Origin of the sequence: Streptomyces lomondensis (genome assembly GCF_014651035.1) — a bacterium.
Lineage (GTDB): Bacteria > Actinomycetota > Actinomycetes > Streptomycetales > Streptomycetaceae > Streptomyces > Streptomyces lomondensis.
Genome location: NZ_BMWC01000008.1, coordinates 52,302 through 67,123, shown reverse-complemented (window position 1 = coordinate 67,123; position 14,822 = coordinate 52,302). Strand labels below are relative to the sequence as shown.

Annotated in this window: 12 protein-coding genes and 1 pseudogene; 8 read left to right on the top strand and 5 right to left on the bottom strand. The window is 70.2% G+C overall.

Features of this window, described 5'->3' with window-relative positions; genetic code table 11:
- Nucleotides 1-3: 3 nt before the first annotated feature.
- The 5 genes and pseudogenes from hrpA to IE255_RS25335 all read right to left on the bottom strand — a co-directional run bounded on the left by hrpA (nucleotide 4) and on the right by IE255_RS25335 (nucleotide 7,692).
- Nucleotides 4-3,948: an ATP-dependent RNA helicase HrpA gene (gene hrpA, locus IE255_RS25355; RefSeq protein ID WP_190052688.1), complete on the bottom strand. Its 3,945-nt coding sequence runs from the start codon at nucleotides 3,946-3,948 to the stop codon at nucleotides 4-6.
- A gap of 190 nt (nucleotides 3,949-4,138) precedes the next feature.
- Nucleotides 4,139-4,981, bottom strand: coding sequence for an alpha/beta fold hydrolase (locus IE255_RS25350; protein WP_190052687.1), 843 nt, complete (start codon nucleotides 4,979-4,981; stop codon nucleotides 4,139-4,141).
- A gap of 4 nt (nucleotides 4,982-4,985) precedes the next feature.
- Nucleotides 4,986-5,105: pseudogene (locus IE255_RS25345) on the bottom strand (dihydrofolate reductase family protein); the annotation flags it as partial.
- 1,154 nt (nucleotides 5,106-6,259) lie between these two features.
- Complete coding sequence (locus IE255_RS25340) at nucleotides 6,260-6,937, bottom strand: P-loop nucleotide/nucleoside kinase family protein (protein WP_190052686.1); 678 nt, start codon at nucleotides 6,935-6,937, stop codon at nucleotides 6,260-6,262.
- A complete protein-coding gene (locus IE255_RS25335) occupies nucleotides 6,934-7,692 on the bottom strand; it encodes a GntR family transcriptional regulator (RefSeq protein ID WP_190052685.1) in 759 nt (252 codons plus the stop codon). The genes IE255_RS25340 and IE255_RS25335 overlap by 4 nt, the downstream gene beginning before the upstream one ends.
- 471 nt (nucleotides 7,693-8,163) lie before the next feature.
- On the opposite strand from IE255_RS25335, the gene IE255_RS25330 reads away from it, so the two are divergent.
- The 8 genes from IE255_RS25330 (at nucleotide 8,164) to IE255_RS25295 (ending at nucleotide 14,749) form a co-directional block, all read left to right on the top strand.
- Entirely contained in the window at nucleotides 8,164-8,433 is a 270-nt protein-coding gene (locus IE255_RS25330) for a DUF6284 family protein (protein WP_190052684.1), read from the top strand.
- On the top strand, nucleotides 8,430-8,876 hold the full coding sequence (locus IE255_RS25325; RefSeq protein WP_190052683.1) for a Pycsar system effector family protein: 447 nt from the start codon (nucleotides 8,430-8,432) through the stop codon (nucleotides 8,874-8,876). The genes IE255_RS25330 and IE255_RS25325 overlap by 4 nt, the downstream gene beginning before the upstream one ends.
- A gap of 56 nt (nucleotides 8,877-8,932) precedes the next feature.
- Complete coding sequence (locus tag IE255_RS25320) at nucleotides 8,933-9,763, top strand: DUF2637 domain-containing protein (RefSeq protein ID WP_229906602.1); 831 nt, start codon at nucleotides 8,933-8,935, stop codon at nucleotides 9,761-9,763.
- Complete coding sequence (locus IE255_RS25315; protein WP_190052681.1) at nucleotides 9,763-10,134, top strand: RRQRL motif-containing zinc-binding protein; 372 nt, start codon at nucleotides 9,763-9,765, stop codon at nucleotides 10,132-10,134. The genes IE255_RS25320 and IE255_RS25315 overlap by 1 nt, the downstream gene beginning before the upstream one ends.
- Nucleotides 10,104-10,469, top strand: coding sequence for a DUF6251 family protein (locus IE255_RS25310; RefSeq protein WP_190052680.1), 366 nt, complete (start codon nucleotides 10,104-10,106; stop codon nucleotides 10,467-10,469). The genes IE255_RS25315 and IE255_RS25310 overlap by 31 nt, the downstream gene beginning before the upstream one ends.
- Before the next feature lie 265 nt (nucleotides 10,470-10,734).
- Nucleotides 10,735-12,522, top strand: a complete 1,788-nt coding sequence (locus IE255_RS25305; protein WP_190052679.1) for a MarR family transcriptional regulator — start codon at nucleotides 10,735-10,737, stop codon at nucleotides 12,520-12,522.
- A 92-nt stretch (nucleotides 12,523-12,614) separates the two neighbouring features.
- On the top strand, nucleotides 12,615-13,835 hold the full coding sequence (locus IE255_RS25300; protein WP_190052678.1) for a DNA cytosine methyltransferase: 1,221 nt from the start codon (nucleotides 12,615-12,617) through the stop codon (nucleotides 13,833-13,835).
- Complete coding sequence (locus IE255_RS25295; protein ID WP_190052677.1) at nucleotides 13,832-14,749, top strand: bifunctional DNA primase/polymerase; 918 nt, start codon at nucleotides 13,832-13,834, stop codon at nucleotides 14,747-14,749. The genes IE255_RS25300 and IE255_RS25295 overlap by 4 nt, the downstream gene beginning before the upstream one ends.
- The last annotated feature ends 73 nt before the right edge of the window (nucleotides 14,750-14,822 follow it).

Here is a 14,822-nt window from a genome sequence, read left to right as displayed (position 1 = left end):
CCGTTACGGCGCCAGCGCGTCGATCGCCTTCACGATCCGCTTGTCGGAGACCGGGTACGCCGTGCCGAGCGCATGGGCGAAATAGCTGACGCGTAGCTCCTCCAGCATCCAGCGGACGTCCAGGACCTGCCGCGGCACCGGCCGGCCCTGCGGCATCTGCTCCAGGAGCCAGGCGTACTCGTCCTGCATCTCCTGGACCTTCTCCATGCGCGTGGTGTCGCGCTGGACGTTCGTCGGCATCTGCTGGAGGCGCCGGTCGGCCGCGACCAGGTAGCGCATCAGGTCGGGCATCCGGCGCACCCCCGCCTCCGTCACGAAGCCCGGCTTCACCAGGGCGTCCAGCTGCCGCCGCACGTCCTGGAGGTTCGGCAGCAGCGCGGGGCTGCGGACGGCCTTCAGACGGCGCTCACAGGCCTGCCAGGCCGCCAGGACCTGCTGCACCTGGCCCACCGTACGGACGGTCGTGTCGACGATCTCGGCGCGCACCTTGTCGTACAGCTTCCGGTACGACTCCTCGTCCCACGCCGGCCCGCCGAAGTCCGCGATCAGCTTGTCGGCGGCGGCCATCGCGCAGTCGTCGAACAGGCCCTGGACGGAGCCGTGCGGATTCGCGGACAGGGCCAGCTTCTGGGCGTTCGTCAGTTTCTCGGAGGCGAACTTCGCCGGGTTGACCGGGATGTTGCGCAGGATCAGCCGGCGCGTGCCCTTCCACATCGCCTCGGCCTGCTCGGCCTCGGTGTCGAAGAGGCGGACGGAGACCGTGTCGCCGTCGTCGACCAGCGCCGGGTACGCCTTCACCGGCTGGCCGGCCCGGCGGGTCTCGAAGACGCGGGTGAGCGTGCCGATCGTCCAGTCGGTGAGGCCCTTGCGCTCCAGGGACTCGCCGCCCTGGCGTTCCGCCGTCGCCGCTGCCGCCTGCGAGAGGGCCTTGCGCGCCTTCGGCTTCAGCCGGAGCTTCAGCGTCTCCAGGTCCTTGTCCTCGGCCAGCTTGCGGCGGCGTTCGTCGACGATCCGGAACGTGATCTTGAGGTGGTCGGGGACCTTCGACCAGTCGAAGTCGTCCGCGTCGAAGGGCACGCCGACCATGAGCCTCAGCTCGCGCGCCATGGTCGTCGTGAGCGGCTCCTGGAGGGGGACCGCCTTGTCCAGGAAGGCCTTCGCGTAGTTGGGCGCGGGGACGTAGTTGCGGCGGATCGGCTTGGGCAGGGACCGGATGAGCTCCGTGACCAGTTCCTCCCGCAGGCCCGGGATCTGCCAGTCGAAGCCCTCGTCCGTGACCTGGTTGAGGACCTGGAGCGGGATGTGGACGGTCACGCCGTCGGCGTCCGCGCCCGGCTCAAACTGGTACGTCACACGGAACTTGAGGTTCCCCTGGCGCCACGAGTCGGGGTAGTCGGCCTTGGTGACCTCGCCCGCCTTCTCGTTGATGAGCATCTCGCGCTCGAAGTCGAGGAAGTCGGGCTGCTCGTGCCGCTTGTGCTTCCACCAGGAGTCGAAGTGGGCGCCGGAGACGACGTGTTCGGGGATGCGCTGGTCGTAGAAGTCGAACAGCGTCTCGTCGTCGACGAGGATGTCCCGGCGCCGGGCCCGGTGCTCCAGCTCCTCGACCTCGGTGAGGAGCCGGCGGTTGTCCGAGAAGAACTTGTGGTGCGTGCGCCAGTCGCCTTCGACGAGCGCGTTCCGGATGAACAGCTCGCGGCTGGCCTCCGGGTCGATCCGCCCGTAGTTGACCTTCCGCTGCGCCACGATCGGCACGCCGTACAGCGTCACCTTCTCGTACGCCATCACCGCGGCCTGGTCCTTCTCCCAGTGCGGTTCGCTGTAGGTGCGCTTGACGAGGTGCTGGGCGAGGGGTTCGACCCACTCGGGCTCGATCTTGGCGTTGACCCGGGCCCAGAGGCGGGAGGTCTCGACGAGTTCGGCGGACATCACGAAGCGCGGGGGCTTCTTGAAGAGGGCCGAGCCCGGGAAGATCGCGAACTTGGCGTTGCGGGCGCCCAGGTACTCGTTCTTCGCGCCGTCCTTCACGTCCTTCATGCCGATGTGCGACAGCAGGCCGGCCAGGAGGGAGACGTGGATGCGGTCGGCCGGGGCGTCGTCCTCGTTGAGGTGGATGCCCATCTGTTTCGCGACCGTGCGCAACTGGCTGTAGATGTCCTGCCATTCGCGGATGCGAAGGAAGTTGAGGTACTCCTGCTTGCACATCCGGCGGAAGGAGGACGAGCCGCGCTCCTTCTGCTGCTCGCGGATGTAGCGCCAGAGGTTGAGGTAGGCCAGGAAGTCGCTGGTCTCGTCCTTGAAGCGGGCGTGCTGCTGGTCGGCCTGGGTCTGCTTGTCGGCGGGGCGCTCGCGCGGGTCCTGGATGGACAGCGCGGCGGCTATGACCATCACCTCGCGGACGCAGCCGTTCCTGTCCGCCTCCAGGACCATGCGGGCCAGCCGCGGGTCGACGGGCAGCTGGGCGAGCTTGCGGCCGGTGTCCGTGAGCCGCTTGCGGGGGTCCTTCTGCGCCGGGTCGAGGGCGCCCAGCTCCTGGAGCAGCTGCACGCCGTCGCGGATGTTGCGGTGGTCCGGCGGGTCGATGAAGGGGAACTTCTCGATGTCGCCGAGGCCGGCCGCGGTCATCTGCAGGATGACGGAGGCGAGGTTCGTCCGGAGGATCTCGGCGTCCGTGAACTCCGGGCGCGCGTCGAAGTCCTCCTCGCTGTACAGCCGGATGCAGATGCCGTCGGACGTACGGCCGCAGCGGCCCTTGCGCTGGTTGGCGCTGGCCTGGGAGACCGGCTCGATGGGGAGGCGCTGGACCTTGGTGCGGTGGCTGTAGCGGGAGATCCGCGCGAAGCCCGGGTCGATGACGTACTTGATGCCCGGGACGGTCAGCGAGGTCTCGGCGACGTTCGTGGCCAGCACGATCCTGCGTCCGGTGTGCGGCTGGAAGACGCGGTGCTGTTCGGCGTGCGACAGCCGGGCGTAGAGGGGCAGGATCTCCGTGAAGCGGTAGTTCTTCTTGGTCAGGGCGTCTGCCGTGTCACGGATCTCGCGTTCGCCGGAGAGGAAGACGAGGATGTCGCCCTGGCCCTCCTTCTGAAGCTCCTCGACCGCGTCGATGATCGCCGTGATCTGGTCGCGGTCGGCGTCGTCGCCGTCCTCCTCCAGGAGCGGGCGGTAGCGGACCTCCACCGGGTACGTACGGCCGCTGACCTCGATGATCGGGGCGTCGCCGAAGTGCCGGGAGAAGCGCTCGGGGTCGATCGTCGCCGAGGTGATGACGACCTTGAGGTCCGGGCGCTTGGGCAGCAGCTGGGCGAGGTAGCCGAGCAGGAAGTCGATGTTGAGGGACCGCTCGTGGGCCTCGTCGATGATGATCGTGTCGTAGGCGCGCAGCTCGCGGTCGGTCTGGATCTCGGCGAGCAGGATGCCGTCCGTCATCAGCTTGACGAAGGTGGCGTCCGGGTCGACCTGGTCGGTGAAGCGGACCTTCCAGCCGACGGCCTCGCCGAGAGGGGTGTCCAGCTCCTCCGCGACGCGCTCGGCGACGGTCCGGGCGGCGATCCTCCTCGGCTGGGTGTGGCCGATCATGCCGCGCACGCCACGGCCGAGCTCCATGCAGATCTTGGGGATCTGCGTCGTCTTGCCGGAGCCGGTCTCGCCGGCGACGATCACGACCTGATGGTCGCGGATCGCGGCCGCGATGTCGTCCTTCTTCTGGCTGACCGGCAGTTGCTCGGGGTACGTGACGCGGGGCACGCGGGAGCGCCGGGTGGCGATACGCTCCTCGCCCTTGGCGATCTCGGCCTCGATCTCGGCGAGGACGGCGGACCGGGCCTCCGGCTTACGGATCTTGCGCGCACCTTCGAGCCTGCGCCCGAGCCGGTGCGCGTCGCGCAGGGACAGCTCGGTCAGGCGGGGGGCGAGGGCGCCGAGGGCGGGGGCGGATTGCGTAGACATACGGGGTCCAGGATCTCATCCCACGGAATTTCGTGGCGAACGCTTTTGCCTCCGGCGGTGGGGCCGGGTGCCTGCGGCGGCCTGTGGCTCCTTCGGCTGCCCGCCGTGGAGGTCCTCGGCGAAGGGTGAAGCCCCGTCGAATTCTCGACGGGGCTTCTGCTGGGCTGGGGGCCGGGGTCGAACCGGCCTTCTACCCGAGGGTGAGCATCGCCTCGGCGACCTCGCCGACCGCCGCATCGGGGATCGCGGTGGCGGTCTCCTCGAGGGCGAGCAGCTGCGCCCCGGGGATCTCGCGGGCGATCGCCTCGCCGTTGCCGAGGGGGAAGAAGCGGTTGCGGCGGCCGTGGACGACGAGCGTGGGGACCTCGATCTCGGGCAGGCGCTCGCGCCAGCGGGGTTTGCAGTCGAGCCTGGAGAACACCATGCCCATCTGGTTGGCCATCTGGACCGGGGGTGCGGTGCCGGGCGTGCGGTCCCAGATGCGTGTGGCGATCGCACGCGCGGCGACGGGGTCGTCGCCGAGGATCTCCGCGCTGGCGGCGGCGAACTCCGCCACCGCCTCGCGGTCGGCCCAGTCGGGCATCGGACGCGCGAACAGCCGGCTCATCGTCGCCTGGTCGTGGTCGGGGAGGTCGTCATCGGGCGGGCCGGGCGCAACCGCGCGGGTGCCGACCAGGGTGAGTGCCGAGAACGCGTCCGGATGGTCGAGGACGGCCACTTGGGCGACCATCCCGCCGACGCCGACCCCCGCGAGGTGCGCGGGCCCGCCGCCGAGCACGTCGGCAAGGGCCGCCGCATCGGCGGCGAGGTCGCGCAGGGTGTAGGCGGGCGCCGTCGGGTCCGCCGTCGTCGACTCCCCGCTGTCGCGCAGGTCGTAGCGCACCACGCGGCGCCCGCCGGCAGCGAGGCGCTCGCACAGCGCGTCGGGCCAGGAGAGCATCGTCGTCCCGCCCGCGAGCAGGACGAGTGGCGCGTCGTCGGCACTGAACGACTCGATGCCCAAGGTGATCCCATTGGCGTTGACGGTGGTCATCGGATCACCGGAGGACGTCGTAGGTCAGGTGCGTCGCCGGCGATGCCGAAGTCACGCTCCGCTGCACCAGCGTGCGCGGCGCTCCGCCGGTGAACAGGGGCGTCCCTGCACCCAGCACGCCGGGCCCGGTGACGAAGCCGTCGAGGGAGGCCGAGATGTCAGCGATGATTCGAGTCATGCCAGGGCAGACCCGATCCGCCGCCCGAACTCATCGCTCACGCAGGAAGCGTGTGCCGGCTGTGAACCCGACTGCGGAACCAGCACGCACGCTGCTGCGGCGGTGATGGCCACGGCGTGAACTAGTTCACGCTCTGTGTGCACGGACATGTACTGCGTGTCATATTCGAGGGCTCTTTTGAGGTCGGCCCTGGTGCGGCAACTGCGGACGAGACAGCACGAAAGAGCCCCTCTCCGCTGTCGACGGAGAGGGGCTCAGGCCCGGTGAGGGCTGCGGTGGCTGGGGCCGGGGTCGAACCGGCGACCTTCCGCTTTTCAGGCCGTGTCCTGGCGGGCGAGGGCCTGATCGCGCAGGGCGCAGGCGGCCTCGGTTGCTCGTCCTTGTGCGCTGTTGTTGGCGTACGGGTTGGCGTACGCCAACGCAGACCTAGTGCGTCACTCCACTGCACTTCTGGGAGGCACTAAGGCCGACTACCGCCGCAGCACTCGCGGCGCAGGCGAGGACTTCTGCGACCTGCCGTGAAGCGGTCGCGACTACGACCAGGATCGCCACAACGACCCAACGGACGCGGGCTTCACTTGACGGCAGAGGTAAGCACTGGGCAACACTCATTACGGCTCTCCGATGAGTCAGGCGTGCTGCCCCCGTCCGCCGGCAAAGTGTGGCGGGGGCAGGCGCTGCGGTTAGGAGCCAACAGGGTGACCCATCAGACGCGAATCGCGCACCTTGTGAAACAGGCACCAAGGGTTGCGCTTCGCTAGTGCAACCCCCGCGTCAGAGTCCCCGTATCGGCATTGCCATGCAATGCCATCTGGGGTTTTGTAAGGTTGGGTTGCAACCCGATGTTGCACTTTTTAAGAAGCAATGTGCAGGTCGCGGCACTGTGTCCCCCTGGGACACGCACTTCCCCGCATGCGCTGCCCGGGCGCCCATGTCGAGCCATAAGAGACGGCGCCAGTGGCGTCGTCCGATTGTGACCCCTGATGACAGTTGCCTTCGCATCAACCACGTATGTGACGAAGGTCTCAACCGCTGCTCGCTTCGCTGCCTCGCATGTTCTATGTGAGCGCTGAAGCCGGCGGCGCCGGGCGTGGTGAGGGTCAGGGGCGAGCGGCGTCAAGTGCCGCGACCACGGCCGCGGGATCGCCGCGGTACGTGAAGTGCGGTTCCTCCGATCCGGGAGGTGTGAACCGAGTGCGGTACCGCTGGAGGTCGCTCTCGGAGAAGTAGATCGCGTTGGGGTCGTGCGCGTGGTCCTTGTTGCGCTTGCTGATCCGTGCCCAGAGTTCATCGTGGCTTGCTGCGAGATAGACGAGCACCGGAGTGGCGCCGGCGTCGGTCGCGATGGCGCGCCAACGTGCGCGGTCGTCCGGCGTCCAGAAGCCATGGTCGACGACAACGTCGTGCCCAGCCTCCAGGTGCTTGCGGAGCTCCACGGCGAGATCTTCAAGGACCGGACGCTCAAGGGTGGGAAAAGTGCCCCGCGGGAAGTCCACGCCATACACGCCGTGGCGGCGCCACATCTCCTCATCGACGGACAGGCGCACGAACCCGCGAGCGGTGAGAACACGCGCGAGCGTTGTCTTGCCGGAGCCGGGCAACCCGGCCATCAGGACGCAGAAGGGCGGACGTGGGGGCATTGACCTTGTCATTGTCTGGGTGATGGCAGACATTTCGGCTTCGGCTTCGGGGGCGAGCGGGCCGCTACGTCGAGCGGCAAGCAGAGTACCCAAGCGGTCTTCGAGCACGCTCAAGAGCGTGTCGTCCTCGAATGTCACTGGAAGACCTCCGACTCCGTCCGCCAGGTGCGCCCAGGAGCGCCGAGGTCGACGCCGTACTCCACGATGCTGCCCTCGCTGTCGATGAATTTCGCTGTCATGACGACCACTGGTTCATCGGGTGGGGTCCTCGGGTCCAACTCCAGGAGTTGGGCATCCTCCGCTGTCAGCAGGCGTGCAGAGGCGGAGTCGATTCGATGGGTGATCGGGCGGCCGGTCGCCTGCGCGATGAGCTGGAGCGAGGTTCCCCCGGTCAGTCGCTCGCTCATCGCCAACTGCGGGATGAGCTTCCCGTACCGAGCGGGGATCCAGGACGTGCTGTGTGCCACGATGCCATGCCGGTCCCTGTACACCCGGCGTCGCCGGATCACCTCGGAACCGGGCTCAATGTCAAGGGCTTGAGCCACGTCTGCCGGCGCGGGTACCACGGCGGCCTGGTGCGAGTCGGACCGCTCGCCTGATCCCCAACTCGATCCGGTACGCCGCCCGCGGTCCTGCCGTTGGGATCCCGAAGACATTGGGCCGGGGCGGTCCAAGACCTCCGTCCCGATTCCGTGGATCCCCCTCACCAGGCCATCGTTGCGCAGCTTGCGCAACGCCTTCTCGGCCGTCGCGGTGCTCACACTCCACTCCTCCGAGAGGTTTTTGATGCTCGGCAGAAGTGTTCCCGGCTGTAGCTGACCCGACGCGATCAGGTCCGCGTAATGGGCGGCAATCCGCGCGTATGGCGCTCGATTGTCAGCCTGACCAGCCATTTCGTCAGCTCCCTCATCGCAGTGCCCTTAGGTTCCCTAGCTTACCGCTTGACACCGCAGGGAACCTTAGGGAACCCTAGGGATGTGCCCGCCGGTCACACCGACCGGATCAGCGGTTGCTGAACCTCGGCGCGCCTGTGCCCACGACAGGCGTACCGGGGGCGGCGCGGAACGTCCGGAGGAAAGCCCAGCTCAGGCGGGTGAGTACGAAGGAAGCGTCAGTTCCTTGACAACTGAATGGGGATTACGCCGCCTCTCCTCGGCCAAGTAGGCGGCCACACGGGGTCCCCGTGTGAGGTACAGCGCGACTCAATCTCCGCAGCCTGCTGCGGCCGGTTGCCTCCGCTGCTCGTCTCGTACGAGCGGCGCTGAGGGGAGCCGGATGTTCCGACTTCAACGGCGCGCGGCCCCGGTGCTGGAACACCGGGGCCGCTGTTCGGGCCGTTTCACCTGCTAGGGAGACCACGACCCATGGACCACATCGTCACTGTCCAGGACGCTGTTACCGCGTTCGCCGACTGGATGGAGCCGACGAACGCGGAGCTGGACGCGATCGAGCAGGAGATGCCCGTCATTCGGGCGGACATCGAGTTGCTGGACGCGCAGATCATCACCCTGGACCGCACCCCGACCGAGCTGGACAACCGGCGCATCCGCCGGGCCCGCCGCCGGGTGCTCGCCGAGCGTCTCATCCTGGCCAACCGCACCGCCGCCGCGACCCTGCCCGGGGGTGCCGCATGAGCACCACCACCCGGAGCCTGACCGCCGCGCACGCCGAGGTGAAGGCCGAGATCACGCGGACCGACACCAAAACCGGGTTACTGCTGGCGTTCGTCGGCGCCGTACTCGCCGGCGCCTGGACGGTCGCCCGTGACCTGCCGCTGAACCTCCCCGCCTACCTCGTGGGCGGGGCCGGTATCGCGCTGCTGGTCGCGGCGGCCGGGCTGCTGCTGCGCTCGACCCGCCCGAACCTGCGCGGCCGGCACGGGTTCCCGCTGTGGGCCACGCTCACCGCCGAGGAGATCACAGACGCCGTCGCCACCGACCTGGCCGCTGACATCGCCGGTCTCTCCCGGCTCGCGGTCGCCAAGTTCACATGCCTGCGCCGTGCGGTCGACCTGACCTGCACCGGTGGGGCGCTGCTCATCCTGGCCGCCCTGCTCACGGCAGGGGGTGCGGCGTGAGTCTTCACCGCAAGGGCCGCGCGGCCCTCGTGCTCGCGCTGGTCGTCGTGGTCGCGATGGCTTTCCGGGTGTCCTGGAACGCTCTGCGCGACGTTGCGGGCGCCATCGGCGCCGACGACACGGCCGCGATGCTGTACCCGTTCGTCGTCGATGGCCTCATGGCTCTGGCCCTGATCGCGACGCTCGTGCTCGCCGGACGGGACCGGACCTTCGCGCTGCGGGTGCTGGCTGGCTACACCATCGCCTCACTCGTGCTGAACTACGTGCACGGCCTGGTCCCGGAGCTGCACGGCCGCTCGGTCGACTGGGGTCGACTGGCCGACTGGGACCCGGCGAACTGGGCCCTGGTGTTGCTGGCCACCTCGCTGCCGGTGGGATCGATCTACTTCGGGTCGGACCTTGTGGCGAAGGTGCTGCACCACCGCCCCGCCCCGATCGCAGCGCCGACCGCGAATGCGGAGGAATCGACAAATACCGAGAGGAATCGGTCTAGTTCTGACCTCGCGGTATCGACCCCGGCGCCGATCACGCCGAACGTCACGGCGCTGCCCCGAGCGGTGGCCGTCGGCTTCCTGAAGTCGAACATCCCGGCCAAGCCGGTCGGGGCCATCGAGCAGCCGACCCCGGCGCCGATCGAGCGGCGTGCGGTGGCTGCCGAGTCGACCCGGCCGCGCCGCGCTACGGGCCGCGTGCCCGAGGCCGCCCGCACGCCGCGTCCGAAGCGCACCCCGGATGAGCTGCTCGACGAGGCCCGGAAGGTCACGGCCGATTGGCCGGACACGAGGCTGACGGCCGAGGGCATCCGCCGTGAGGTTCGCACCTCACCGGCGAACGCCCGGACCCTGCGCGACACCCTGCGCGTCGAGCGCGGCCTTCAGGTCGCCTGATGGGTGCCCTGCCCGTCTACCGGTGGCGGCTCGCCCCGGACGGCTACGCCACCTACCGCCAGCTCCGCGCCCTCGGCCTGCGGCCGGGGGGTCAGGGGGTGGCGGCTCAGGTGGAGCGGCCCCGGCGCCGGCGGGGTCCGCTGGTCGCCTACCTCTACCGCATCGATCGCGCGAAGCCGGTGCGTGCGATGACCCCGGCCCGCTGGGCGGCCTTGGCCAAGGCGAACGCCGCCCGCCGTACCTGTCCCGCCTGCCGCCGCGACGCGGGATACGTCATCCCGCCATCGCTCGGCATGTGCTCTGCCTGTGCTTTCCCCGACAACGCCCCGGAGGGTGCGTCATGGAACAGCTTCCCGCACACCGCCCGTTGACGGTCGTTCAGCTCCCAGACGGCAGCCACGTCTACGCCGACCCCGCCGCTCTGCCCGTCCAGCAGCCTGCCGGGCCACAGGTGGTGCACATCCACCAGGCTCCGCCGGACCGCACGGTGCAGCGCGTCGCGCTCGGCTCCGGTGTCGGCGCTGGTGCGGTAGCGGCTGGCGTCTACTTCGGCCCGCTGCTCGTCGGCGCCCTGACCGCCATCGCCGCGAACCTGGCGATGCTCGCGTTCATCGCCCTCGTGCTCGGCTGGGCCGTCGTCACCGTCGTTCGCGCCGTCGGCGACGGCGGCAAGGGCACCGGCCGGCGCGGCCGGAAGGGCCGCTGAACCGCCCCGAGGCCGTAGGCGGCCCGCAGGGCGCTTGAGGGGCCTTCCGGGTGGGGTTTGACCCCCGGAAGGCCGTTCGGCCGCCACAACCCCCGTAGCGACGCAGGGTGACGGAAGTTTCCGTCCTCGCGCGCACGCGCGTAGGGACCATCTCGGAAACCAGGAAACCGGAAACCTGCTCACTCCGCGTAACACGCGCGTGTGGTGACGGGCCGTCGCAGGGCCCGTCACCACCGACCCACCACCCCTGAGAAGAGGACCACTCGTGAGTCACGGACAAGTCTGGCGTACCCACCGCCAGTACGCAGCCACCGCCGCCCGCTGGACCGCCGATCACTGGCGCAAGGAAGCCGAGCGCCGCCGCGCACTGCGCGCCGAACGCAAGCCCCTCGTGCGCGACGCTCGTCGGGCGCTCGCCACCGCACGCGCCATCGACCCCGAGGGCGTCACCCCCCTGCGCCACCGCGCCGAGCGCGAGTTGCGCACCGCCAAGCGGCGCGTCCCGGACCCGATGTGGCTGTTAGCCACCAAGACGGCCACCGCGCTCGGTGTCGCCGGATACGTGTGGCTGCCGCAGGTCTCTGCGCGCGTGTGGGTGTGGTCGGCCGTCGCCGTCGTCGCGGCCGTCACCGCGCTGTCGGTGTGGATCGCGGTGCGCGAGCGCGACACCAGCGGCCTGAAGCCGACTGCTGAGGAGTCGGCGCTGCTGAAGCGCCTTCAGCCTCAGCACTGGAGGGAACACGCCGAACAGCGCGGGCTCGCCGGGACGCTGACCGGCCGGCCCAAGCTGACCGAAGCCGGGATCGTGTGCGCCGTCCGCCTCGACGGCACCTGGACCGCGACCAAGCTCCGCGCGGCCGAGGACCACATTCGCGCCCTGCTCGGGGCCCGCACGAGCCTGCGCATGCAGATCAAGGCGGGCAAGCAAGGCGGCTGGGCCGAACTCACCGTGCGCACCCGCAGCGCGGCCGACGGCGACGACCTGACATGGACGCCCGAGCGGCGCTCCCTCGGCATCGACACCGTCACCGGCGAGCAGGTCACCGTGCCGCTCGGGGAACGGCTGCTCATCGCCGGACGGTCCGGCGCGGGCAAGTCGGTGGCGTCCCGGCCGCTGCTGTTCGACGCGTCCGAGGGCGCCACGAACGCGCTCGTCATCATCGACCTCAAGCGCGTGGAAGGCCGCCTGTGGGACCACCGGGCCCGCGTCGCCTCCACCCCGCACGAGGTCATCGACGTGACCGATGAGCTGGAGACGGAGATGCTGGAGCGGCTCAGCATCCTGCCCAAGGGACAGGACACATGGACCCCCACCCTGGGCCGGCCGCGCATCACGGTCGTCGTCGACGAGGGCGCCGAAGTCATGACCGCCGCCGACAAGGTCCCCTACGAGACCGAGACCGGCGACGGCAAGACCCGCACCGTCAACCGCTCCGCACTTCCGGCCCTGGAGTCCATCGCCCGCATGGGACGCGCGGCGTGCATCGACCTGTGGTGGATGACGCAGAAGCCCACCATCGGCGACGGCATCCCCAAGCAGATCGCCCCACAGATCGGCGTCTCCATCTGCCTGGCCGTGCGTACGCCGGCCGAAGCCCGCGTCGTCCTCGGGGAGGACGCACAGGCCAAGGGATGGAACGCCGACGAACTGCCCGTTCCCGGTGTGGCGCTGATCCGGGACGGCAAGCGCAAGCCCGACCCCGTCAAGGTCCGCTACATGGACAAGTCCGTGGTCATCGCCCTGCCCGACCGCACCCCGTGGTCCCGCTCGGTCGCTCCCACGGTGGAAGCCGCTGGCGCCCCGACGCTCACGCTCGTCAAGGACACCGCGCCCGAGACGACCCCCGCGTCGGACGGTGCCGCCGCCCGCGTACTGAAGGCCATCGAGATGGCCGACACCCCCGTCCGGCAGAAGGACTTGGTGACGCTCACGGGCTTGTCCAAGGGTGCCGTGTCCAAGGCCGTCAAGGCCCTCACCACGAGCGGCGCCGTCGTCCGTACCCCGGACGGCTGCTTGGCCGCGACGCGCGGCGACGAGTCCGCCGCCGCCTGACCCATCTCACGACGACGGCGGCCCCCTTCCGCCAAGAACCGGGGCCGCCGCCTTCCACCAGACCGTCAACAGACCTGTGGAGGTCTCCCAGCATGACGCAACCCACCGACATCAGGCGAGCCTCGGGCTCGCCGCCCCGCCTGCTGGCGCTGTGCGCCGGCTACGGCGGACTCGAAGAGGCCATCGGTGCCGGGACCGGCGGCCAGGTCGCCGCCTATGCCGAGTCCGACCCGTTCGCTGCGGCGGTGTTCGCCGCGCATCACCCCGGGGTGCCGAACCTCGGGGACATCACCGCCGTCGACTGGCACCGGGTGCGGGACCTGTACGCCCCGGACGTGGTCGGGGCCGGTTTCCCCTGCCGCAACATCTCCAACGCTGGACGAAGGGACGGAATCCATGGGCAGTGGTCGCGGGTCTGGAAAAACGTCGCTGAGGCTGTGGGCGTCCTTCGACCGCGCCTCGTCTTCCTGGAAAACGTGGCGGCGCTCCGCTCGAGGGGGCTGGACGTCGTCGCCGCGGACCTGGCCGCGCTCGGGTATGACGCGCGGTGGACATGTCTACGAGCTGGTGACGCCGAAGTCGGAGCCCCGCACCCGCGGGACCGGTGGTTCGCAGTTGCCCATCCCGCTGATGCCGACCCCGACCACGGCGGACGGCACTGGCGGTCCCGGAACGTCCCCGAAGCGCAAGGGTGGGATGAACCTGCGGACCGTCGTCACCAGGCTCCCGGCGCCGCCGGAGGAGTGAGGCTGCTGCCCACGCCCACAGCGGCCGATTCGAGGGGGACCGCGAACTTCCGGTCCGACGGAACACCGTACGGAAGCGGCTACGGCAGCACCCTGACGGACGCCGTCCGCAGCCTGCTGGGCAGGAACACGCGCCCGCTCGACGAGGTGGTCGTCAACCTGCTGCCCACCCCGAAGGCGTCTGACGGACCGCACGGCGGGCCGAACCAGCGGGACGCGTCGGGCCGGTACTACCTGCCCGGCCAGGCCGTGCGGCTCAACGGGCGGTGGGTAGCGGCCGACGGCACCGACTACGGGCCCGCCATCCGCCGTTGGGAGCGCGTCACCGGACGTCCGGCGCCCTGCCCGACCGAGCCGGGCACCCGCGGCAACCGGCGCCTGTCGCCGGCGTTCGCGGAATGGATGATGGGCCTGCCCGCCGGCTGGGTCACCGCCGTCCCCGACATCCCCCGCCGGGAACAGCTCAAGATCCTCGGCAACGGTGTAGTGCCCCAACAGGCCCACCACGCCTACGGCTTGCTGCTGGGGGCAACCACCGCCGCGCCCGCATGGGGGGTGGCGGCATGAGCGAGATCACGACCGCGAGCCTGGAGTGCCTGCCGCTGCTCGCGTCCGCGCTCACGGCGGCCGAACGCGGCTGGCCCGTCATCCCGCTGCACCCCGGCAGCAAGCGGCCAGCCGGGCACGCCGAACGGGCCTGCCCCCGCACCGGCCGGTGCGCCGACGGGCACCGCACCCCCGAAGAGCGCGCCACCACCGACCCGGATCTGATCCACGCGGCGTGGGCCCACCGGCCCTACAACGTCGGAATCGCGACCGGCCCGGCCGGGCTGCTCGTCATCGACCTCGACCCGGTCAAGGCGGAAGAGCCACAAGGAGCGCCTGACGGCGCCACTTCCTTGCAGGCGCTCTGCGAGCGCGCCGGACAGGGCCTCCCCGACACCTACCGGGTGCGGACCGCGCGCGGTGAACACCTCTACTTCACCGCCCCCACGGGGGTGCGGCTGAAGTGCAGCGTGGAACGGCTCGGGCCGCACATCGACACCCGCGCCTGGGGCGGCTACGTCGTCGCCCCCGGCAGCACCACACCCGACGGCACTTACGAGGTCGCCCACGAGGCACCCGTAGCCGAACTCCCCGCGTGGCTCACCGCGTTGCTCACGGAACCTGACAGGCCCGCTGCGGTGCCCGTGCGGGTCCATGACGGCACCCTCGCCGCCCGGGTGGCGCTGGAGCGGGAGTGCGCGGTCATCGCCGCCGCGACCGAGGGCGGGCCGAACGGGCGGAACAACACGCTGCACCGCAGCGCCTGCAAGGTGGGGCGGTTCGTGGCGTGGGGCGACATCCCCCGGCACGTGGTGGAGGAGGCAATCCAGGGGGCGGGGGAGGCTACGGGCCTGCCGCCGGCCGAGTGCCGCACGACGATCCGCAGCGCACTGGACTGGATCATCGCCCACGCCACCCCACGGGAGGCGGCATGACGGCGCCGACTCCCCCCGCCCTGGATTGCCCCACCGTCCGCCCCATCAGGCTGCATGCCGCTCCACAGCCTGT

Coding starts and splice junctions, on each gene's coding strand:
- hrpA (WP_190052688.1), bottom strand. CDS start 3,948: ATGTCTACGCAATCCGCCCCCGCCCTCGGCGCCCTCGCCCCCCGCCTG.
- IE255_RS25350 (WP_190052687.1), bottom strand. CDS start 4,981: ATGACCACCGTCAACGCCAATGGGATCACCTTGGGCATCGAGTCGTTC.
- IE255_RS25335 (WP_190052685.1), bottom strand. CDS start 7,692: ATGGCTGGTCAGGCTGACAATCGAGCGCCATACGCGCGGATTGCCGCC.
- IE255_RS25330 (WP_190052684.1), top strand. CDS start 8,164: ATGGACCACATCGTCACTGTCCAGGACGCTGTTACCGCGTTCGCCGAC.
- IE255_RS25325 (WP_190052683.1), top strand. CDS start 8,430: ATGAGCACCACCACCCGGAGCCTGACCGCCGCGCACGCCGAGGTGAAG.
- IE255_RS25320 (WP_229906602.1), top strand. CDS start 8,933: ATGGCTTTCCGGGTGTCCTGGAACGCTCTGCGCGACGTTGCGGGCGCC.
- IE255_RS25315 (WP_190052681.1), top strand. CDS start 9,763: ATGGGTGCCCTGCCCGTCTACCGGTGGCGGCTCGCCCCGGACGGCTAC.
- IE255_RS25310 (WP_190052680.1), top strand. CDS start 10,104: ATGGAACAGCTTCCCGCACACCGCCCGTTGACGGTCGTTCAGCTCCCA.
- IE255_RS25300 (WP_190052678.1), top strand. CDS start 12,615: ATGACGCAACCCACCGACATCAGGCGAGCCTCGGGCTCGCCGCCCCGC.
- IE255_RS25295 (WP_190052677.1), top strand. CDS start 13,832: ATGAGCGAGATCACGACCGCGAGCCTGGAGTGCCTGCCGCTGCTCGCG.